17 protein-coding genes and 1 tRNA gene are annotated in these 19,882 nt (G+C 75.9%); 5 read left to right on the forward strand and 13 right to left on the reverse strand.

What is annotated here, in order from left to right:
• Positions 1 to 6 precede the first annotated feature (6 nt).
• Entirely contained in the window at positions 7 to 1,641 is a 1,635-nt protein-coding gene (locus BJ989_RS05690; protein ID WP_343049122.1) for a metallophosphoesterase family protein, read from the forward strand.
• 4 nt (positions 1,642 to 1,645) lie between these two features.
• Here the strand turns inward: BJ989_RS05690 and BJ989_RS18680 are convergent, their stop codons facing one another.
• Genes BJ989_RS18680 through BJ989_RS05720 form a run of 6 tightly spaced genes read right to left on the reverse strand, consistent with a single transcriptional unit; the run spans position 1,646 to position 8,501 of the window.
• The gene (locus BJ989_RS18680; RefSeq protein WP_179517369.1) at positions 1,646 to 2,872 is read right to left on the reverse strand and encodes a GNAT family N-acetyltransferase; all 1,227 of its coding nucleotides are present in this window, start codon (positions 2,870 to 2,872) and stop codon (positions 1,646 to 1,648) included.
• Entirely contained in the window at positions 2,869 to 4,095 is a 1,227-nt protein-coding gene (locus BJ989_RS05700; RefSeq protein ID WP_179517370.1) for a DUF4032 domain-containing protein, read from the reverse strand. The genes BJ989_RS18680 and BJ989_RS05700 overlap by 4 nt, the downstream gene beginning before the upstream one ends.
• 59 nt (positions 4,096 to 4,154) lie before the next feature.
• Entirely contained in the window at positions 4,155 to 5,513 is a 1,359-nt protein-coding gene (locus tag BJ989_RS05705; RefSeq protein ID WP_179517371.1) for a hypothetical protein, read from the reverse strand.
• Complete coding sequence (locus tag BJ989_RS05710; protein ID WP_343049123.1) at positions 5,510 to 6,076, reverse strand: SigE family RNA polymerase sigma factor; 567 nt, start codon at positions 6,074 to 6,076, stop codon at positions 5,510 to 5,512. Before BJ989_RS05710 ends, BJ989_RS05705 begins: the two co-directional genes overlap by 4 nt.
• A 50-nt stretch (positions 6,077 to 6,126) precedes the next feature.
• The gene (locus tag BJ989_RS05715) at positions 6,127 to 8,025 is read right to left on the reverse strand and encodes a glycoside hydrolase family 13 protein (protein ID WP_179517372.1); all 1,899 of its coding nucleotides are present in this window, start codon (positions 8,023 to 8,025) and stop codon (positions 6,127 to 6,129) included.
• A 41-nt stretch (positions 8,026 to 8,066) separates the two neighbouring features.
• On the reverse strand, positions 8,067 to 8,501 hold the full coding sequence (locus BJ989_RS05720; protein WP_179517373.1) for a hypothetical protein: 435 nt from the start codon (positions 8,499 to 8,501) through the stop codon (positions 8,067 to 8,069).
• Between the two features lie 149 nt (positions 8,502 to 8,650).
• Here BJ989_RS05720 and BJ989_RS05725 point away from each other — a divergent pair.
• Positions 8,651 to 8,723 (forward strand) — tRNA-Thr (locus BJ989_RS05725).
• A 21-nt stretch (positions 8,724 to 8,744) separates the two neighbouring features.
• On the opposite strand, the gene pdxY is transcribed toward BJ989_RS05725, so the two are convergent.
• From pdxY to BJ989_RS05745, 4 genes are read right to left on the reverse strand one after another with little or no spacing between them, the layout of a single operon-like run.
• On the reverse strand, positions 8,745 to 9,593 hold the full coding sequence (pdxY, locus tag BJ989_RS05730; RefSeq protein WP_179517374.1) for a pyridoxal kinase PdxY: 849 nt from the start codon (positions 9,591 to 9,593) through the stop codon (positions 8,745 to 8,747).
• A 31-nt stretch (positions 9,594 to 9,624) separates the two neighbouring features.
• Positions 9,625 to 10,323, reverse strand: coding sequence for a uracil-DNA glycosylase (locus BJ989_RS05735; protein ID WP_179517375.1), 699 nt, complete (start codon positions 10,321 to 10,323; stop codon positions 9,625 to 9,627).
• A gap of 20 nt (positions 10,324 to 10,343) precedes the next feature.
• Positions 10,344 to 11,492: an SMP-30/gluconolactonase/LRE family protein gene (locus BJ989_RS05740; protein ID WP_179517376.1), complete on the reverse strand. Its 1,149-nt coding sequence runs from the start codon at positions 11,490 to 11,492 to the stop codon at positions 10,344 to 10,346.
• A 35-nt stretch (positions 11,493 to 11,527) separates the two neighbouring features.
• On the reverse strand, positions 11,528 to 13,063 hold the full coding sequence (locus BJ989_RS05745) for a flavin monoamine oxidase family protein (RefSeq protein WP_179517377.1): 1,536 nt from the start codon (positions 13,061 to 13,063) through the stop codon (positions 11,528 to 11,530).
• A gap of 60 nt (positions 13,064 to 13,123) precedes the next feature.
• On the opposite strand from BJ989_RS05745, the gene BJ989_RS05750 reads away from it, so the two are divergent.
• The 3 genes from BJ989_RS05750 to BJ989_RS05760 all read left to right on the forward strand — a co-directional run bounded on the left by BJ989_RS05750 (position 13,124) and on the right by BJ989_RS05760 (position 15,563).
• Positions 13,124 to 13,810, forward strand: a complete 687-nt coding sequence (locus tag BJ989_RS05750; protein ID WP_179517378.1) for a TetR family transcriptional regulator — start codon at positions 13,124 to 13,126, stop codon at positions 13,808 to 13,810.
• A complete protein-coding gene (locus BJ989_RS05755; protein ID WP_179517379.1) occupies positions 13,807 to 14,538 on the forward strand; it encodes a class II aldolase/adducin family protein in 732 nt (243 codons plus the stop codon). The genes BJ989_RS05750 and BJ989_RS05755 overlap by 4 nt, the downstream gene beginning before the upstream one ends.
• Before the next feature lie 125 nt (positions 14,539 to 14,663).
• Positions 14,664 to 15,563: a carbohydrate kinase family protein gene (locus BJ989_RS05760; protein WP_343049124.1), complete on the forward strand. Its 900-nt coding sequence runs from the start codon at positions 14,664 to 14,666 to the stop codon at positions 15,561 to 15,563.
• A gap of 297 nt (positions 15,564 to 15,860) precedes the next feature.
• On the opposite strand, the gene BJ989_RS05765 is transcribed toward BJ989_RS05760, so the two are convergent.
• The 3 genes from BJ989_RS05765 to BJ989_RS05775 all read right to left on the reverse strand — a co-directional run bounded on the left by BJ989_RS05765 (position 15,861) and on the right by BJ989_RS05775 (position 19,859).
• A complete protein-coding gene (locus BJ989_RS05765; protein WP_179517380.1) occupies positions 15,861 to 17,069 on the reverse strand; it encodes an MFS transporter in 1,209 nt (402 codons plus the stop codon).
• Positions 17,066 to 18,283 carry an alpha/beta fold hydrolase gene (locus BJ989_RS05770; protein WP_218848740.1) on the reverse strand — a complete coding sequence of 406 codons (1,218 nt, stop codon included), beginning with the start codon at positions 18,281 to 18,283 and terminating at the stop codon, positions 17,066 to 17,068. The genes BJ989_RS05765 and BJ989_RS05770 overlap by 4 nt, the downstream gene beginning before the upstream one ends.
• Positions 18,284 to 18,419: 136 nt before the next feature.
• Positions 18,420 to 19,859, reverse strand: a complete 1,440-nt coding sequence (locus BJ989_RS05775) for an alpha,alpha-trehalose-phosphate synthase (UDP-forming) (RefSeq protein ID WP_179517381.1) — start codon at positions 19,857 to 19,859, stop codon at positions 18,420 to 18,422.
• Positions 19,860 to 19,882: the final 23 nt, after the last annotated feature.

Consider the following 19,882-nt stretch of genomic DNA (forward strand, 5'->3'; position numbering starts at 1 on the left):
CGAGCGGTGCCCTCCACGCGGGCCCTCACCAGCCGGGCCCACCGGGTCGGCCGGGTGCTGGTGCCCGCGGCCGTCGGCCTCGGCGTCGCGGTGGTCGTGGCGCTCGGCCTCTTCGGGGTCAGCAGCCGCGAGGTGACGGTGGCCAGCCACGACGCGGTGGTGCGCCCGAGCCTGGCCGCCGACCTGCGCGGCGACCTCGTCGTGCGCACCGGCCCCGTGCTGCCCGACCTGCGGCTGGCCTCGGCGGCGCCGGTGGGCGTCGAGGTCGAGCTCGGCAAGACCGAGGCGCGCTCGACCGGCGAGCTGGTGCAGCGCTACGCCTTCATCGCCAGCCAGCCGGAGCCACAGCGTGCGGTGGTCGTCGACGCGGTGCAGGACATGGCGCTCGCCGCGGCCCTGCGCGGCCTCGCCGCCGGCACGGCCGTGGTGGGTCTGTGGGTGCTGGTCGGCCCGCGCCGGCGGCGTGAGCTCGTCGCCTCGCTGCGTCGGCCCCGGGCCGCGGTGGCCGGCGCCGTGGCGGTCGCGGTCGTGGTCGCCGCGTGGCAGCCGTGGGTCGGCCTCCCGCCGCCCGAGGAGGAGGAGCAGGCGTGGGAGCCGCTGGCCGACTTCCTCGGCCCCGGCGTGCCGCTCCCGCCCGAGGCCGCCGACCTGCAGGTCGGCACGGGCAGCGTGATCAGTGCGCAGACCCGGCGGCTCGTGCGCAGCGCGGTCGACACCTACGACCGCAGCCGCGCCTTCTACGCCGAGGCCGCCGAGGCGGCCGCCGACCTCGTCGACGACCCGCTGCTGCGGCAGCCGGAGGACGGCGAGACCGTGGCGCTGCTGGTCTCCGACCGCCACGACAACGTCGGGATGGACCCCGTCGCCCGCGCCGTCGCCGACGCCGCCGGGGCGACCGCGGTGCTCGACGCCGGCGACGACACCTCGACGGGGTCGCGGTGGGAGGCCTTCAGCCTCGACTCGCTGCAGGAGGCCTTCGGCGACCTCGACCGGTGGGCGGTGACCGGCAACCACGACAACGGCCCCTTCGTCGGCGAGCGCCTGGCCGAGCTCGGCTGGACCGTCCTCGACGGGGAGGTCGTCGAGGGACCCGGCGGCTCGCGCCTCCTCGGCGTCGGCGACCCGCGCGCGAGCGGGCTCGGCACGTGGCGCGAGGAGACCGGGCTGTCCTTCGGCGAGCAGGCCGAGCGGCTGGCCGACGCCGCCTGCGAGGCCGAGGCCGACGGCGAGCGGGTCGCGACGCTCCTGGTCCACGACGCCAACAGCGGCCGGCTCGCGCTGGACCGCGGCTGCGTCGACCTCGTCGTCGGGGGTCACCTGCACGTGCCGGTCGGGCCCAGCGAGGTGGTCGGGGAGGACGGCGACACTGGCTGGACCTACACCAACGGCACGACGGGGGGCGCGGCGTACGCGATCGCGGTCGGCTCCAAGCTGCGCCGCTCGGCCGACGTCGCGCTCCTCACCTACCGCGACGGCCGGCCCGTGGGGGTCCAGGGCGTGACGCTGCAGACCAATGGCGTCTTCGTGGTGCGCCCGTGGCAGCCGCTGACCTACGGCGAGGCCGAGCCCGCGCCCGAGCGCACCGACGTGCCCGAGCCCGGCCAGCAGGTCGGCCCGGGCACGGTGCTGCGACCCGAGTGAGGCCTCAGAAGTAGTCGCGCACGTGCAGCGCGGCGCCGCGCGCGCCGGCCGACCACACGGCGTCGAGCAGCGCGTCGTCGGCCTCGTCACCGCCCGCCGCCAGGCCCGCGTCGCGCAGCGCCCCGACCGACCAGGCCCCGGCCCACAGCAGCGCCAGCCCCTGCGGGGTCAGCCGCAGCGCGCCGGCTCGCGCGTCCGCTCGCTCGCACGCGACCGCGCCGTCGACCACCCGCAGCGCGTAGCCGCCGTCGAGGGTGCCGAGCCGGTCGCCCGCGACCTCGAGCGCGACCGCCGCGTCGGGCACCGGCAGACCGGTGAGCGCCCGCGCCCGCACGGCCTCGACGAGGTCGTGCACCCGCAGCATGTAGGGGTGGCTCCCCACCACCGACCAGTGCACCGTCGGCAGCACGAGCCGCGCGGCGTCGGTGCCGGAGGTCTGCACCCGCACCTTCCCGACCACGCTCGAGAAGGAGCCGAGGAAGGCCCACAGCGCCCGCGCCGCGTCGACGTGGCGCACCACCAGGTCGTCGACCTCGAGCACCGCGGTGTCGTCGTAGCCCTGCCCGCGCCGCCACGCGGCGTACCCCAGGACCTCCTCGTCGCGCCCGAGCGCGAGGGTGGTGCCGGTGACGTCGGCGAGCAGCTCGGCGTCGGTGGCCGGCCACGACGGGCCGCGGCGCACGAGCGGGCCGTGCTGGCGGGCGGCCCACCGGTCGTACGCCGCTCGCAGCGCCGGCACGTCGGCCACGGTCGCGCGGCGCAGGGTGACGCCCTCGGGCGCGCGGACCCGGGCGAGCGCGGCGGCCGGCACCTCGACGGTGTCGAGGGAGGTGACGAGCTCGTAGCCCAGGCCGCGGTAGATGCCGGGTGCGGTGGGGTAGAGCGTCGAGACCGCCTCGCCGCGCTCGCGCAGGCCGGCGCCGAGGACCTCGCGCAAGAGCGGCGCGAGGTGGCCCCCGCCGCGGTGCTCGGCCGCGACGGTGACACCCGCGATGCCGTTGGTGGGGACCCGGGCGCCGGCCCACCAGGAGTGGTACTCGCGCTCGACCACCTTGGCGACGAGACGGCCGTCCTCGAAGGTGCCCCAGCTGTGCATGCCCGGGCGCGGGAAGGCGGCCGGGTCGAGCGGCGGTGTGCCCGGGAGTGGCTCGCCGAACGCCTCGCGGCTCAGCGCGGTCGTCTGCTCGAAGTCCGCCCGGGTGAGCGGGCGGGTCTCGCGGTGGGGCGTCACGGGGATCCTGCCTCGTCGGGGTCGGCGGCGACGGCCTCGTCGGGCCGGCTGCGCAGGACGCGGTCGATGTAGTCGCGGGCGGTCTCGAAGAGGTCGACCTCGTGCCCGGCCGCCTCGGAGAGGTACCACCGGTGCACGAGGATCTCGTGGAAGACCTCGGCCGGCTCGAGCTTGCCGCGCGCCTCGGGCGGCACCATCGCGGTGATCGGCTCGTAGACGGTGGTCAGCCACCGCTGCGCGACGAGGGCGCGGTCCTCGCCGCCGAGGTCGTAGTGGGCGGTGAAGGCGGCGAGGTCGTTGAGCAGGCGCCGGGCCTGGTTGTCCTGCACGTCCATGCCGGTGAGGTCGCGCAGCTCGCGCCGGTGGTGGCCGAGCTCGACGACCTTGGGCTGGATGCGGATGTCGTCGCCGTCGAAGTCGGTGACGATGTCGAGCTCCTCGACGTCGAAGCCCAGGTCGTTGAGCCGCTCGATGCGCTGCTCGATGCGCCACATCTCCGCGGCCGAGAAGTGCTCGGCGCCGGTCAGCTCGCCCCACAGCGCGGCGTACCGCTCCCGGAGCAGGCCGACGACCTCGAAGGGGTCGACGTCGCCCTGCACGACGCGGCTGGCCTGCAGGTCCATCAGCTCGGCGAAGACGTTCTCGCAGCCCACCGTGACGTCGTGCTCGCGCAGGCGGTCCGAGAGCGTCGGCTGCAGCTCGCCGGTCTCGGCGTCGACGAGGTAGGCGGTGAAGCCGCCCGCGTCGCGCCGGAAGAGCACGTTGGACAGCGACACGTCGCCCCAGTAGAAGTCGTTGAGGTGCAGCCGCACGAGGAGGACCACGAGCGCGTCGACCACCGCCGGCAGGCTCTCGGCGGTGACGCCGTGGCTGAAGAGCACGCGGTAGGGCAGGGAGAAGCGCAGGTGCTCGGTCATGAGCGCGGCGGGCAGCTCCTCGCCGTGCGGGTCGGTGCGGCCGGTGACCACGCCCTGCGGCACGACGGTCGGCAGGCCGAGCCGCTGGAGGTCGCGGAGCAGGCGGTACTCGCGGAACGCGATCGGCTCCTGGGTCTCCTTCACCGCCCACGTGCGGTCACCCACCCGCACGATGCGCACCACGTGGCGCGAGAGCCCGCGCGGCAGCGGCACGACGTGCTCGTCGTCCCACTCCTCCAGCGGACGCGACCACGGCAGCGTCACGACCGCCGGGTGTGGACGCGCGGCGACGATGCGCAGGGCCATGGGGGCACCCTAGGGGTCCGGCGCGCCCGTCGCCTCGGCCCGGAGCCGAGCCCGGCTGCTCAGCCCGCCTCACGCCGGCGTCGGCGCACGACCAGCAGCAGCGTCACCAGCCACCCCGCCGCGGCGCCGACCCCGAGCGCCACCTCGCGCCAGTGCCATGCCAGCCAACCGTCGGCTGTGCCGAGGAGCAGACCGCCCAACCCACGGTGCGCGCCGCCGTCGAGCGCGGAGCGGGCCCAGGTCGAGCACGAGACCTCGAGGCGCGGGTCGGCGACGACGTCGACCGCGCCGTCAGGGCGGGAGAGCGCCACCGACCCGGTCCACGGGCTCGCCGCCGAGGCGATGTGGAGGGCGTCCGAGCTCCACGACGGCGGGCAGACGCTGGTCGGGTCGACGAGCGGCTGCAGCGGCGCGGTGCGCCGTCCGGCGTCAGGCCCGGTGAGCGCCCACAACCGCACCGGGAGGTCGCCGGCGGAGCTCGGCACGCCGGTGACGAGCAGCGTGCCGTCGGGCGAGGTCGAGCCGAACCACTGCGACCGCGACGCGCTGCCGCGCACGTCGCGCAGCACGACGGTGCGCTCCAGCCGCCCGGTGTCGACGCCGACGACGAGCACCTGGACGTCCGGCCCGCGGGACAGGTCGACCAGCGCCACGCTGTCGTCGTCGACCCACCCGAGCGGCATCGTCGAGCTCCGGGTCTCCGGCGGGGTGAGCACCGGCGCCACCGAGCCGTCGGTGCCGAGGGCGAGTGCCGACGTACGCCGCTCCTGGGGGGTGGCGTCGTCGGCCCACGCCTCGACGTTCACCAGCACGCGGCTGCTGTCGGGCGACCACCAGCTGGGCGCCTGGCCCGAGTGGTAGAAGCGCTCGTCGTCGCCCGTGGGCACCTCGAGGCCTGTGTGGATCGAGGAGAACTCGACGACGGACCCGTCGGCCAGGTCCCGGATCTCGTAGGACGCCTCCTCCATCGAGCCCGCCATCAGGCCGAGGTGCGAACCGTCGGGGGACAGCGCCGGCACGTAGTCCGCGGCTGCCAGACCCCGGAGCCGCCACATCCGTCCCTCCGGCGACACCCCCCACCAACCGCTCAGGTCCTCGCCGCTGCGCTCGACCAGCCCCGCGAGCGGACCGGGCGCGTCGGGTAGCTCGCGGTCCCACCAGAGGTGCTCGAGTCGCTGAGGGTGGGACTGCGCGGCTGCGCCGGTGCCGGCCGGTTGCAGCCGCAGTCCGGCGGGCGCGGCGACCTGCCAGCCCAGGAGGGCCGCGACGAGCACCACGACCGCCCCGGCGACCGCCTGGCGGCGGCGGGTGCGTCGGCGCCGTGCGCCCTCCGCCCAGGCGGCTGCCGCGTCGCGGTGCACCGCCGGTGCGCGGTCGACGACGAGGTCGTCGAGGGCGTCGTGCAGTCGGGTGCTCACGGGGACACCACCTCCGGTCGGCCCGCCGCAGCGGGATCGGGCAGGTCGCCGAGCTCGGCGAGCAGGTCGGGCGCCAGCTGGCGTAACCGGGCGAGCGCGACGCGTGCCTGGGACTTCACGGTGCTGACCGAGCAGCGGAGGACCTCGGCGGTCTGCACCTCGGTGAGGTCGTCGTAGTAGCGCAGCACGAGCACGGCGCGCTGCTTCGGCGTCAGCCGGTCGAGCGCCTCGCGGAGCAGCAGCCGGCGGTCGGCCGCCGCCCCGCCGTCGTACGCCGTCAGAGCCGTGGGCTCCTCGCCGGTGACCGGCGGTGCCTCCTGCGGCCGCACCCGTCGCCGGCGCCAGCCGTCGACCGCCGCGTGGTGCAGGACGCGGCGGGCGTAGGCGTCGGGCTCGCCGCGGCGCACCAGCCGCGGCCAGTGCTGGGCGACCCGAGCCAGGGTCTCCTGCACGAGGTCCTCGGCCCGGTGCACGTCGCCGGTGAGCAGCAGCGCCGTGCGCGCCAGGCCGCCCGACCGGGCACGCACCCACTGCTCGAACTCCTCGTCCACACCCCTACCCACGCAGAGCAGTGTGCCCGCGGGTGGGGGTCACGGCAGGTCCGTGCGGCGGTTCAGAGCGGCGGGTGCACCGCCGGCAGCTCCCAGACGGTGAAGGCGGGGCCGTCGCCGGGCAGCGCGAGGTGGCCGCCCGCGACCGCGAGGTCGCGCCCGCTGTCCTCGGTGGCGAGCAGCAGCGGGGCGGTGCCGCCGTCGGCGAGGCCGAGCGCGGAGGCGGGCAGCCTCACGGGTGCACCGGCGGCGCGCCGGGCCAGCACCAGCACGGAGCCGTCGGGGTGCTCGCGCAGCCACGCGAGGGCGTCGTCGGAGGCGTGCGCCCAGCGCAGGCCCCCGCGCCGCAGGGCGGGGAGGTCGGCGCGCAGCCGGGCCAGCGCGGCGTACGTCGCGAGGGTCGCCTCGTCCCACGACTCGCGGCGGTGCCACGGCATCGGGCGGCGGGCGTCCTCGCCGGTCACGCCCTCGAGCCCGATCTCGTCACCGGCGAACACCATCGGCACGCCGGGCAGCGTGAACTGCAGGCCGGCGGCGACGCGGTGGACGGCCGGGTCGCGCACGAGCGTGCGGATGCGGGCGGAGTCGTGGGAGCCCAGGATGTTCCAGGACGCCTCCGTGGCGCGCCAGCCGAGGCGGCCCTGCCACTCCCGCAGGCCGCGGAGCACGGCGGGGCCCGGGCGCACGGGCGCGGGCAACGGGCGGCCGAAGGAGCGAGCGGGGGAGTCGGGGTCGCGCAGCCACGACCAGACCGGCCAGGAGAAGCCGGAGTAGTTCATCGTGCCGTGCCAGCCGTCGCCGTCGACGTCGCCGGAGGCGTCGTGGTTGTGCTCGCCGATCACGAGCGGGTCGGGGCGCACGGCGGCCGCGGTCGCCCGCACGGCCCGCGCCACCTCGTGGTTGACGTCGACCGCGCCGAGCCGACCGGTCATGTTGGCGACGTCGATGCGCCAGCCGTCGACGTCGAAGGGCGGTCGCAGCCACCGCGCGACGATGGAGTCGTCGCCCTCGACGAAGGCGGCGCGCAGCCCGGGGTGGGTGTGGTCGACCTTCGGCAGCGTGCCGTGGCCCATCCAGCACTCGTAGGAGCCGTCGGCGTTGAAGGTGTAGTAGCCGCGCTCCTCGCTGTCGGGGTCGCGCAGCGCGCGCTGGAACCACTCGTGGGTGTCCCCGGTGTGGTTGGTCGTGAGGTCGCCGAGGATGCGCATCCCGCGCTCGTGGACGGCGCCGGAGAGCCGGGTGTACGCCGCGTCCCCGCCGAGGAGCGGGTCGACTCCGGTGAAGGTCGAGGCGTTGTAGCGGTGGTTGGACTCGCCGGGGAAGACCGGGGTCGTGTAGAGCACGGTCGCACCGACGGCCTCGACGTGGTCGAGGTGCTCGGTCACCCCGTCGAGGTCGCCGCCGAAGAGCTGCAGCGGGGTGCGGTGGTCGTGCGGCTCGAAGACCACGTCGTCGTCCCACGCGGCGGGCACCGCCCACGCGGGCACCTCGCGCTCGTCGGCCGCGGCCGAGCGGGCGAACCGGTCGGGGAAGACCTGGTAGACCACGGCGTCCCGGCCCCAGTCGGGCGCCGGCTGGTGGGTGGTGACGCGGAAGTCGGAGGCGTCGGGCACGTCGTGCTCGACCACGCCGGCGCCGGTGAGCCACCGCTGCCGCCCGTCGGGGGTCGCGAGCAGGAAGCGGTAGTGCGTGACCGGGCTGTGCACCGGCAGGTCGCCCTCCCACCAGGTCGACCCGTCGGGGGCGTGGCGCGGGGCGCAGACGTGGAAGACCGGCTCCGCGTCGTAGGTGGTGCGGATCCACACGCCGTCGACCGGGTCGGACGCCGCCGTCCGGCAGCGGACCCGCACGGTGCCGCCGAGCGCCGGCCACTCCTCGTCGAGGTGCACCGGCGAGCCGTCGTGGTGCGGCTCGTCGAGGAGGTGGCCCGGCGCCTGCGGCTCGTCGCGGTCGTGGCTCATGGGGCCAGTCTGGCGGACGCCGTCGCGCCGCGGACCGTCCGTCAGGGCGTCTCGGTGGCCGGCACCCGGCGCACGCTCCACCGCAGGTCGCCGGGGCAGCCGTCGGGGGCGAGGTCGAGCACGGCGAGCCGCAGCGCCTCCCGCAGGACGCGCAGCGCCTCGGCCGGTGCAGGCGCTGCGAGGTCTGCCTCGTCGTCTGCCTCGTCGTCTGCCTCGTCGTCGGGCCCGTGGTCGCCAACGTCGGCGGTCGGCTCGCGGGCGGGGAGCGCGAGCAGGTCGGCCGGCACGGAGAAGGCCCACACGTGCGTGGCGCCGTCGTCCTCGCACCGGTAGCCGCGGAACACCACGCCTCGCCCGGCAGTCGCCGCGGCGAGCGTCGCCGTCAACCGGGTCTCGCGCGCGAGGTCGAGCCCGCCGCCCGCCGCCAGCAGGACGAGGGCGCCGGCGGCGTGGAGCACGATCTCGAAGACGGGCACAGGGGCCTTCCTGCTGGCGCGACCCCCGTCGACGGCGACCCTAGGCCCCACGTGACCCGTCTCGTCCACCCCCAGGGAGGGGAGGGGCCGTCGACCGGGTCACACCGGCACGCGCCCTACGATGGGCGCCGCGCTCGCCAGGGCGCGACGCCGGTGTAGCTCAGTAGGTAGAGCGCCTCACTTGTAATGAGGATGTCGCGGGTTCGACTCCTGTCACCGGCTCCGACCCCGTTGAGCCGCCCGTCAGCGGACCTGCTGCACCTCGAAGGTGCGCGGCGGGTCGACGAAGACGTCCTGGGCGCCGACGATGCGCAGCTCGCGCTCACCGCTGGCCAGCGTCGCCTCCAGCAGGGCGAAGACCGACGCGGCGGTGCGACCCAGGGCGGTGGCGGGGTCGGTCTCCAGCAGGTGGGCGGTGAAGAGGGCGGCGGTGACGTCGCCCGAGCCGTTGGCCTTCATCGGCAGCCGTGGCGTGGTGACCAGCCAGGCGCCCTCGTCGGTGACCGCGGCCATCGAGATCGTCTCGGGATCGGCGCCCTCGGTCTCCACGCTGGTGACGAGGACCGTCGAGGGGCCCATCGCGCGGGCGGCGTCGGCCGAGGCGAGCACGTCCTCCAGCGTCGCCGGCTCGGTGCCGGTGAGGAAGCCGAGCTCGAACTGGTTGGGCGTGATGACGTCGGCGGCCGGCACGACCTGCTCCCGGATGATCGGCGGGATGGCGGGGTCGACGAAGCAGCCGGAGCGGGCGTTGCCCATCACCGGGTCGCAGGTGTAGGACGCCTGCGGGTTCGCCGCCTTGACCCGCGCCACCGCGTCGAGCACGACCTCGGCGATGCCGGCGCCGCCCTGGTAGCCGGACAGCACCGCATCGACGCTGCCCAGCACCCCGCGCTCCTCGATCCCGGTGACGACCTCGCGGACCTGCTCGGGCGGCAGCAGCGGACCCCGCCACGCGCCGTACCCGGTGTGGTTGGAGAAGACGACCGTGAAGACCGGCCAGACCTCGTGGCCGAGGCGCTGCAGCGGGAAGACGGCGGCGGAGTTGCCGACGTGGCCGTAGGCCACCGAGGACTGGATCGAGAGGAAGCGCACCCGGCCATCCTGCCAGGGCGGGGCGCCACGCCTAGGCGGGCAGGCGCCAGTCGACGGGGTCGGCGCCCTGCGCGACGAGGGCGGCGTCGGCCCCGCTGAAGGGGCGCGAGCCGAAGAAGCCGCGGTAGGCCGAGAGCGGCGAGGGGTGCGGCGCGACCAGGCACGGCACGGGCGCGAGGGCCGGCGCGAGGGCGCGGGCGTCGGCACCCCACAGCAGCGCGACGAGCGGCTGCCCGGCCGCCGCCCGGGCGGCGAGGGCGGCCACCGCGCAGGCGGTGACCTCCTCCCAGCCACGGCCGCGGTGCGAGCCCGGCTCGCCGGGGCGCACCGTCAGGCAGCGGTTGAGCAGGACGACGCCCTGGTCGGCCCACGCCGTCAGGTCGCCGTGCCCGGGCGGCTCGTGGCCCAGGTCGTCGGCGAGCTCGCGCTGCAGGTTGCGCAGCGACGCCGGCAGCGGGCGGGTGTCGCGGCCCACCGAGAAGGCCAGCCCCACCGCGTGGCCGGGGGTGGGGTAGGGGTCCTGGCCGACCACCAGCACCCGCGCCTGGGCGAGCGGTCGCTCGAAGGCGCGCAGCACGACCGGCAGCTCCGGCAGGAACGGCCGCCCCGCCGCGGCCTCCGCCTCGAGGAAGGCCAGGGCGGCGCCCACCTGGGTGTCGACGGGCGCCAGCGCCTCGGCCCAGTCGGGCGCGACGAGACCGCGGGCGACGAGGTCGGCGAGGGTGCTCACCGGTCCGACGCTAGCCAGCGTCACCGACGGAAGAACGCCCCCGGGGGGAGGTACGGCGCGCGGCCGCGCTCGCCGGTCTCGACCTCGAGCACCGCGTGGTGGGAGGTGTCGCCGGTGAAGGACTGGTTGGCCACGAGCACGCGGGTGCCGCGGAAGGTGGCGTTGCTGGGGGTGTCAGAGGGGATCGCCGAGCCGTTGTCGCCGGTGAAGGGCACCTCGGGGAACCGCTCGAGCTCCTCGCCGGTGGGCGAGAGGACGACGAGCTGCGCCGACGGCCCGGCGTTGGCGAGGTAGATCTGGCCGGACTGCGCGATGCCGAAGCCGTCGGGCAGCTCGGTGGGCTGCGAGGTCCACAGCGTCTCGAGCGGGCCTGGCCGGCCGTCGCGCCGGATCGGCACGCGGTAGAGCTTGCCGTTCACCGGCAGCGTGCCGTCGAGGGCCGTGGACTGCTGGCTGATCAGCAGGTCGCGGCGCCCGGGCCGGAAGACGATGCCGGTGGTGCCGAACTGGGTGCCGTCCAGCGCCGGGGACGCGAGCCACACCCGTGGCCTCCCGCCCCGCGGCGGCACCCGCCAGACCACGGCCTGGGCGTAGTCGCTGACGAACAGCGCCCCGCCGGGGCCCCAGGTGGCGTAGTTCGGGATCGCCGGCAGGTCGAGCACGTTGGGCGAGCAGCCCGCACCCGGAGCGGGCGCGGAGGTCGGGTCGGCGCAGGCCGGCAGGTCCGGGAAGCGCGCGACCATCCGCTGCCGCCCCGTGCGCGGGTCGAGGAGCCGCAGCGAGGAGGTGGACTTCTCGAGCAGCACCAGCTCGCCGCGCACCGTCTGGTGGGCGACCTGCACCCCGTGCGGCTGGTCGAGGCGCTGGCCGCGCACCCGCCACGAGCGCAGCAGCGTGCCGCTGCCCGACCACTCGCGCACGACCGAGGCCTGCGCGTCACCCTGCGGATCGGTGTAGGTCCCGGCGTAGACGCGGCCGTTGGTGTGGGCGTGGACGTACGCCGGGTAGCCGGGTGCCTGCACGACCGCGAACACGCGGGTGTCCCAGCGCTCGCGCGCCGGCGCGGCGGTCGCGGGGCCCGGCTGGGCCGCGAGGCCGGCGGTGAGCGCGAGGGCGGCGAGGGCGGCGAGGGCGGCGAGGGCGGCGGGGCGCTCGCGGGGTCTCGACACGGGCCTGGCGGCCCTGCTCGACCAGCGGCTGCGGGTCACCGGAGCCGCCCGAGGACCTCGGTGGCGGCGCGCTCGCCGGCGCGCACGGCGCCGTCCATGTAACCGGTCCAGTAGGTGGAGGTCTCGGTGCCGGCCCAGTGGACGCGGCCGAAGGGGCGGCGGATCTCGGGCCCGAAGGTCGACAGGGTGCCCGGCCCCATGACCGCGACCGGGCCGCCGCGGGTCCACTGCTCACGGGTCCAGTCCTGCTCGGTGTACTCGATCGGGGAGAGCGCCTGCTCGCCGAACATCGCGGCGAAGCCCTCGAGCACCGCGCGGCGGCGCGCGGCGCGCGGCAGCGTGCCGTAGCGCTTCCACGTCGACCCGCCGACGAAGGCGAGGAGGACGCCCGGGGAGCCGTCGCTGGGGCAGTTGTCGAAGGCGACCCGCACGGCGCCGGAGTCGTTGAGCCCGAAACCGCTCAGGCCGGCGTCGCGCCAGAAGGGGCGGCGGTAGACGGCGTCGCACTTCATCAGCTCGCCCATGCCCATCTGCCGCAGCAGCTGCGTGCGCCGGTGGGGCAGGCGCGGGAACCAGTCGACGTCGAGCACCAGCGGGGGCGGCGCCGCCACGACGACTCGGGAGGCGCGCACGACGCCGCGGGTGGTGTGCACGACCGCGCGGCCGTCGCCCTGCACCACCTTCGTCACCGCGGCGTCCAGGGCGACGCGGTCGCCGAGGCGCCGGGCGAGCCGGATCGGGACGAGCTGCGAGCCGCCCACGAAGCGGCGCTCCTGGGCCCCGCCCACGGTGTCGGAGTTGCGCGCGAAGGTGCCGGGGTTGCGCTCGTCGCCGGAGCACGCGACGTACCACAGCGTGAAGAGCAGCGAGAGCTGCGCGGGGTCGGCGCCGAAGCCGGGCTGGCTCCAGCTGCGGATGAGGTTCTCGACGCCGGCGGCGTTGACCGCGTTGGCGCGGATCCACTCCGCGAGCGTCATCGAGTCCCACTCGGCGGCGCGGGGGTGGCTCCAGGGTGCGTCGACGGGGATCTCGGCGGCCATCCGGTCGATGCGGGTGAGCAGGAGGGCGGCGTCGGGCAGGATCGTCGGGTCGGGCGGGACCGTGCCGGAGTAGGTCTGCCGGCCGGTTGTCGAGGAGATGTAGACGCTCTCGCCTTCCGCGTGCTGCAGGAAGGTCGGCACCCTCATCTCGCGCGCGAGCGCGGCGATCCGGCCCTGGGTGGGGCCGATGAAGGCGCCACCGGCCTCGATGACGCCGCCCGCGCGCAGCGGGTGGTTGAGGATGCGGCCCCCGACGCGGCGACGCGCCTCGACGACGAGCACCGAGCGGCCCGCAGCCGCGACCCGGCGGGCCGCGACCAGCCCGGAGAGGCCGGCGCCCACCACGACCACGTCGACCCGGCGGGGGAGACGGCCCTGGCGGCTGCCGGCCTCGGCAGCGGCCGCCTCCGCGGCGATGCCGGTCAGCCCGCCGGTCGCGGCGAGGGCGAGGCCGCCGGAGCCGGCGAGGCCGGCCGCCAGCAGGCCGCGGCGCGTCAGGTCGAGCCCGGTCGGGGTCGGGTCGGTCGCCATCTGGTCCTCCATCGAACGTGAATGCGTGTCAGGTTCAGCTCGAGAGGCTACAGTGCGCCCGTGACGAGCACCACCACCGAGACCAACGAGCGCAGCGCCGCGAGGCGACGGGTGCCGCGGCAGGCGCGCAGCCGGGCGCGGGTCGAGGCCGTCCTCGACGCCGCCGCCGCGCTGGTCGTCGAGCACGGCGTCGAGGCACTGACCACCAGGGCTATCGCCGACGCCGCGGGGGTGCCGGTGGCCTCGCTCTACCAGTACTTCGCCGACAAGGAGGACGTGCTGCTCGCCCTCGCCGACCGCGACATGGCCGAGATGGACGAACAGGTCCTCAGCGACCTCGCCACGCTGCCGGTGCTGACCGTCGCCTCCGTGGTGGAGACGACGATGCGGGCCTTCGTCACCGTCTACCACCGGCGACCCGCCTTCGTGGAGATCTGGCTGCGCGGCCGCACCAACACGGCCCTCCACGACTATGGGCGCGAGCACAACCGCCGCATCGCCGCCACGTTGCGGGCCCTCGCGCTCGAGACCGGGTTGGCCGACGAGGGCCTGGCCGAGCACGTCGCGCTGCTCGCCGTCGAGGTCGGCGACCGCTGCTTCCAGCTCGCCTTCGAGCACGACGCCCAGGGCGACCCGGCGCTGGTCGAGGAGGGCATCGCGCTGGTCACGGCCTACCTCGAGCGCCACGCCACCCCTGCGGGCCGCACCGGCGTGCCGCAGCCAGGCTCCGGGGAGGGGCGGCCGTGACGGCCGCCGGGGCCACCGGGGCCGCCGAGCCCGCCGAGACCACCGACGCACGCCGGGCGGTCGCCGCCGCCGCACGCCGCCTCGCCGCCGAGGGCCTGCTCGTCGGCACCGCGGGCAACGTCTCGGTGCGGGTCCCGGGCGGGGGAGGCGGGGAGGGCGCGCGGGTCGCGGTCACGGCGACCGGCGTCGTGCTGGCCGACTGCTCGCCCGACGACGTGACCGTGGTCGACGCGACCGGCCGCGTCGTCGCGGGTGACCTCGCCCCGACCTCGGAGCTCGACCTGCACCTCGGGGTGCTCGCGGACCGCCCCGACGTGGGCGCGGTCGTGCACACCCACGCGCCGTGGTCGACCGCGGTGGCGTGCGTGCTGGACGAGCTGCCGGTCCTGCACTACCAGCAGCTGCTGCTCGGCGGGTCGGTGCCGGTCGCGCCCTACGCGACCTTCGGCACCCCCGAGCTCGCGGCGTCGGTGCGCGGAGCGCTGAGCGGCCGGCAGGCGGCGCTCATGGCCAACCACGGCTCGCTCGCCGTCGGTGCCGACCTCGCCGCGGCCGTCGAGCACGCCCTGCTCCTCGAGTGGCTGTGCGCCCTGCACCACCGCGCCGCGGCCCTCGGGTCGCCGCGCGAGCTCAGCCCGGAGCAGCAGGTCGCCGTCGTCGAGGCCGCGATCGCCCGGAAGTACGGCGCCACCCGACCCGTCGAGCCCACCCCTGAGGAGCCCCGGTGACCACGACCCCCGACCCGACTGCCCCGACTGCCCCGACTGCCCTGACTGCCCTGACTGCGCCGACGGCCCCGTCTGCTGCGAGCACAACGGCGCGCGCGTTCCACGTCGCCGTTGCCGGGGTCCACGTGCTCGACACCCACGTCGTCGGCATCGAGTCCATCCCGGCCGGCAACGACGGCCAGCTCGTCGAGCAGCTGCGGATGTCGGCGGCCGGCACCGCGGGCGGCACGGGCCTCGTGCTGGCCCGCCTCGGCGCGCAGGTCCGCAGCCTCGGCGCGGTCGGCACCGACCCGACCGGCGACACCCTGCTCGCGCTGCTCGCCCGGGAGGGCGTCGACGTCACCGGCCTGGTGCGGACCGCCGACCACCCGACCTCGGCGTCGGTGATCCCGGTGCGCCCGACGGGCGAGCGCCCGGCGTGGCACCTCATCGGCGCCAACGGGGCCTTCACGCCGGACTCCCTCGCCCCCGACGCCCTGGACGACCTGGACCACCTGCACCTCGGTGGCCCGGAGTTCCTGGGCGGCGAGGCTGCGGGCGCGCTGCTCGCGCGAGCCCGCGAGCGCGGGCTGACCACGTCGGTCGACGTCCTGGCACCCGGTGACCCCGGGATGCTCGAGTGGATCGCGGCCTGCCTGCCCCACGCCGACGTGCTGCTGCCCAACGACGAGCAGGTGCTCGGCTTCACCGGCGCGGACGACCTCGTCACCGGCGCCCGCGCCCTGCTCGACACGGGCGTCGGCTGCGTCGCGGCCACGGCCGGGGCGCGCGGCGCCGTCGTGGTGACGGCCGAGGAGGTCGTCGAGGTGCCGGCGTACGCCGTCGACGTCGTCGACACCACCGGCTGCGGCGACGCCTTCTCCGCAGGCTTCCTCCGCGGGCGCGCCCTCGGCCTTGACCTGCGCGGCGCCGCGGAGCTGGGCTGCGCCACGGCCGCCCAGGTCGCCCAGGGCCTCGGCACCGACGCCGGCTCCTACGACCTCGCGACCGTGCAGGCCTTCGCCGCCTCTGCCGCCACCCGCTGACGCCGCGCCCGTGGGTCGGCGCGGCCTGTGCTGCCGGGGTGCGGCACGGCTGCTGCCGGGGTCTGGTCACCGGGCGGCGGAGCCCGGGGGGAGAAAAGCTCCTGTCGTGCTCGAACGTCCGTGCAACCGGTGATCGAACGTTCGAGCACGTGGTGGCGAGCTTGTGGCCCAAGAACTCTGGGTTGTGCTCGGACGTTCGTGCAAGGGGTGGACGAACGTCCAGCACGTGCCGGACTCCTCCCCCGGGAGAGGAGCCGCCGCGCCGACGGGGCAGGACCCGCGACCGGGGAGCCGCAGCTACTGCGGCAGCGTCTCCCGCGCCCCGATCCACGGCAGCACCGCCACGGCGCTCACGAGGCCGGTGACGAGGAACGCGGTGCCGTAGCCGTAGGCGTCGGCGACGACGCCGATGAGGACCGGCCCGACGATCGCCCCGGCGTCCTGGGCCATCTGGAAGGTCGCGAGCACCTTGCCGCCGCTGCGGTCGGGGCCCACCACGTCGGCGACGCTCGCCTGCTGCGCCGGGTTGACCAGGCCGGCGCCGAGGCCGGAGACGCCGCACAGCACGAGCAGCAGCACGAGGTCGCCGCTGAGGCCGACGACGCCGAGGCCGACGGCGGAGACGAGCAGGCCGGCGACGACCAGGGGCCGGCGCCCCACCCGGTCGGCGAGCCGGCCGCCCACCTGCAGCGTGAGCGCCGTGCCGGCCGCTGCCACGGCGAGGGCCACGCCGGCCACCCAGGTGTCGTCGTGCACCGCGACGGCGAACTGCGGCAGCACGGCGACCCGCACCCCGAAGTTGCACCACCCGTTGGCGAAGGCCGAGCCCAGGGCGGCGCGGTAGGCGGAGTCGCCGAGCGCCTCGCGCAGCAGCATCGGGGGCGCGGGCGTCGTGCCGGGCGGCGGTCGCAGCGACGCGTCGGAGATGCGCAGCGCCACGATCGCGGCGGCGACGACGAGTGCGCCCGCGTAGACGACGAACGGCAGGCGCAGGCCGCCCGCGGCCAGCAGGCCGCCGAGCACGGGTCCCAGCACGCCGCCCAGCAGGAAGGCGCTGGCGTAGGCGCCCGACACCCGGCCCCGCACCGCGGGCGGCGCCAGCCGCACCAGCAGCGCCATGGCCGAGACCGTGAACATGGTCGACCCGATGCCGCCGAGGCCGCGCAGCACCAGCAGCTGCGCGTAGGACTGGGCGAACGCCGTCGCCAGCGAGGACGCCGCGACCACGAGCAGGCCCGTGAGGTAGACGGGCCGCTCGCCCAGCCGCGTCACCAGGGCGCCGCCCGCCGGGGCGAAGAGCAGCCGGAAGAACGCGAACGCCGACACGACCACCGAGGCGGCGGCGACGCCGACGTCGAAGCTGCGGGCGTAGGCCGGCAGCACGGGGCTGACCAGGCCGAAGCCGATCGCGATGACGAAGGCGCTGCCGACCAGCACCCGGATCTCACCGGGGATGGCCGGCGGGGTGGCGGCGGCCGCCTGCGTCGGGGAGGGGCCCTCGCTCACCGCGAGAGCGCGCGCGAGCCCGCCGACCCGTAGCGGCGCCGGGGGTTCGAGCCGATCGCCCGCGGGGTGGCCGACCGCTCGGCTCCGCCCGCCGCAGCGGCGGCGCCCTCGGCGCCCTCGGTGCCCTCGGCGCCGTCCGCGTCGCTCGACCACCGGTCGACCCACTCGTCGAGCACCTGCCAGGTGGTGCCGCGCGCAGCCCGGCCGGTGAGCATGCCGAGGTGGCCGCCCGGCACGATCTCGAAGCGCACCTCCTCGGCGCCCGAGAGCAGCGGCACGAGCGCGCGCACCGCACCGACCGGTGCGATGCCGTCGTTGGCGCCGGCGAAGACCAGCACGGGGGCGGTCAGGTCGGCCAGGTCGATGGTGCGGTCGTCGAGCTCGAAGCGGCCGCCCTTGAGGGCGTTGCCCTTGACGAAGCGGTGGTAGAGCTGGCCGAAGGTGCGGCCGGGGTAGGCGATCATGTTGGCGGTGAAGCGGTCGACCGCCTCGATCTGCGCCAGGAAGTCGGCGTCGTCGAGGTGGGTGGCCACCGCCAGCGGCTTGGTCACCAGCTTCTGGAAGGAGCTGAGCTGGAAGGCCCACCGCACCAGCGGCTTCGGCGCGCCGCCCATCAGCTGGTAGGCGCGGGTCACCGCGCCGCGGCCCTGGGTCGGGTTGAGCCGCAGCAGCGGCCGGATCGGGGCCACGAGCGGCACCAGCGAGACGTCGAAGGGCGAGCCCACGATGGTCACCGACGCGATCGGCAGGTCGGGGGAGTCGGCGGCCGTCAGCGCGGTGAAGATGCCGCCCAGGCTCCAGCCGACGAGGTGGACGGGGCGGCCGCCGGCGTGCTCGGAGACGGCCCGCACCGCGGACGGCACGACCTCGTCGATCCAGTGCTCCATCCCGAGGCCGCGGTCGCGGAAGGACACCTCGCCGTACTCCACGACGTAGGTGCGCCGCCCCTCGGTGACCAGGTGCTCGACCAGCGAGCAGCCGCGGCGCAGGTCGAAGCAGATGCTGGGCGCGGCCAGCGGCGTCACCAGCAGGACGGGGTCGCCGGTCTCCTGCGCGCCCGCGGCCGGGCGGTAGTGGTAGACCTCGCGCAGCGTGCCCTCGTCGATCAGCGTGCGGGGCATCGGGCGCAGGTCGGCCAGCCCGCCGTAGAGCACCTTGTGCGCCACGTTGCTCGCGGCCGAGACCACCTGGTCCGGCTTCGGGATCACGTCCATGACGGCGAGGTTACGCCCGTGCACCGACCCCGCGGCAGCGCTTCTCGCGAGGCCGCCGCGTGACGCTGTCCACGCGTGACCTCCCGGCGCGTACGTCGTGCAGCGGCGCCGCGGGACGCCGGCGGGACGCGGGCGTTCAGGACCGGCGGGCCGGCCGCACGACCTTGCCGTGCTCGGGGCGGGTGGCGGCGAGCTCCTCGAGGAAGTCGGAGGCCCACTGGGTGACGTCGTGCTCGGCCACGCACTTGCGCATCGCGCGCATCCGTCGGGTCAGCTCCTTCTCGGGCGCCCGGTGGGCCTCGAGCAGCGCCTGCTTCATGCCGTTGATGTCGTAGGGGTTGACCAGCCAGGCCTGCTTCAGCTCCTCGGCGGCGCCGGCGAACTCCGAGAGCACCAGCGCGCCGGACTCGTCGAGGCGGCAGGCGACGTACTCCTTGGCGACGAGGTTCATGCCGTCGCGGAAGGGGGTCACGACCATGACGTCGGCGGCGCGGTAGAGCGCCGCCATCTCCTCGCGGGGGTAGGAGGAGTGGAGGTAGGAGATCGCGGGGCGGCCGATGCGGCCGAGGTCGCCGTTGATGCGGCCGACGAGGCGGTCGATGTCGTCGCGCAGGATGCGGTACTGCTCGACCCGCTCGCGCGAGGGCGTCGCGACCTGCACGAAGACGGCGTCGTCGACGTCGAGGTGGCCGTCGCGCACGAGCTCGCTGTAGGCGCGCAGCCGGGCGTAGATGCCCTTGGTGTAGTCGAGGCGGTCGATGCCGAGGAACACCTTCGACGGGTTGCCCAGCGCCTCGCGGATCTCGGCGGCGCGCGCCTCGACCGCGGGCGAGGAGGCGAGCTCGGCGAAGGAGTCGACGTCGATCGAGATCGGGAAGGCGGCCGCCTTCACCGTGCGCCCGTCGGGCAGGTAGACCATGTCGCGGTGCGTCTTGTGGCCCACCCGCTGGCGCACCAGCCGCACGAAGTTCTGTGCCGCGCCCGGGAGCTGGAAGCCGACGAGGTCGGCGCCGAGCAGGCCCTCGAGCAGCTGGCGGCGCCACGGCAGCTGCTGGAAGAGCTCGGCCGGCGGGAAGGGGATGTGGAGGTAGAAGCCGATGCGCAGGTCGGGGCGCAGCTCGCGCAGCATCTGCGGCACCAGCTGCATCTGGTAGTCCTGGACCCACACCGTGGCGCCCTCGCTGGCGACCTCGGCGGCGCGCTCGGCGAAGCGACGGTTGACCGCGACGTAGGAGTCCCACCACTCGCGGTGGAACTCCGGCTTCGCCACGACGTCGTGGTAGAGCGGCCACAGCGTGCCGTTGGAGAAGCCCTCGTAGTGCTCCTCCACCTCCTCGGCCGTGAGCCCGATCGGCACCAGCTGCAGGCCGTCCTCGACGAAGGGCTCGAGGTCGGTCTCGGTGCCGCCGGGCCAGCCCAGCCAGGCGCCGTCGTTGGCGCGCATCACCGGCTCGAGCGCGCTCACGAGCCCGCCGGGCGAGCGCCGCCAGCCCGGCCCGCCGTCGGCGTCGGTGACCCGGTCGACGGGCAGCCGGTTGGCGACGATGACGAGGTCTGCCGAGCCGCTCGTGGTCATGGCCTCGACCCTAGTGGGCGCCG

It is taken from the genome of Nocardioides perillae (assembly GCF_013409425.1).
GTDB lineage: Bacteria > Actinomycetota > Actinomycetes > Propionibacteriales > Nocardioidaceae > Nocardioides > Nocardioides perillae.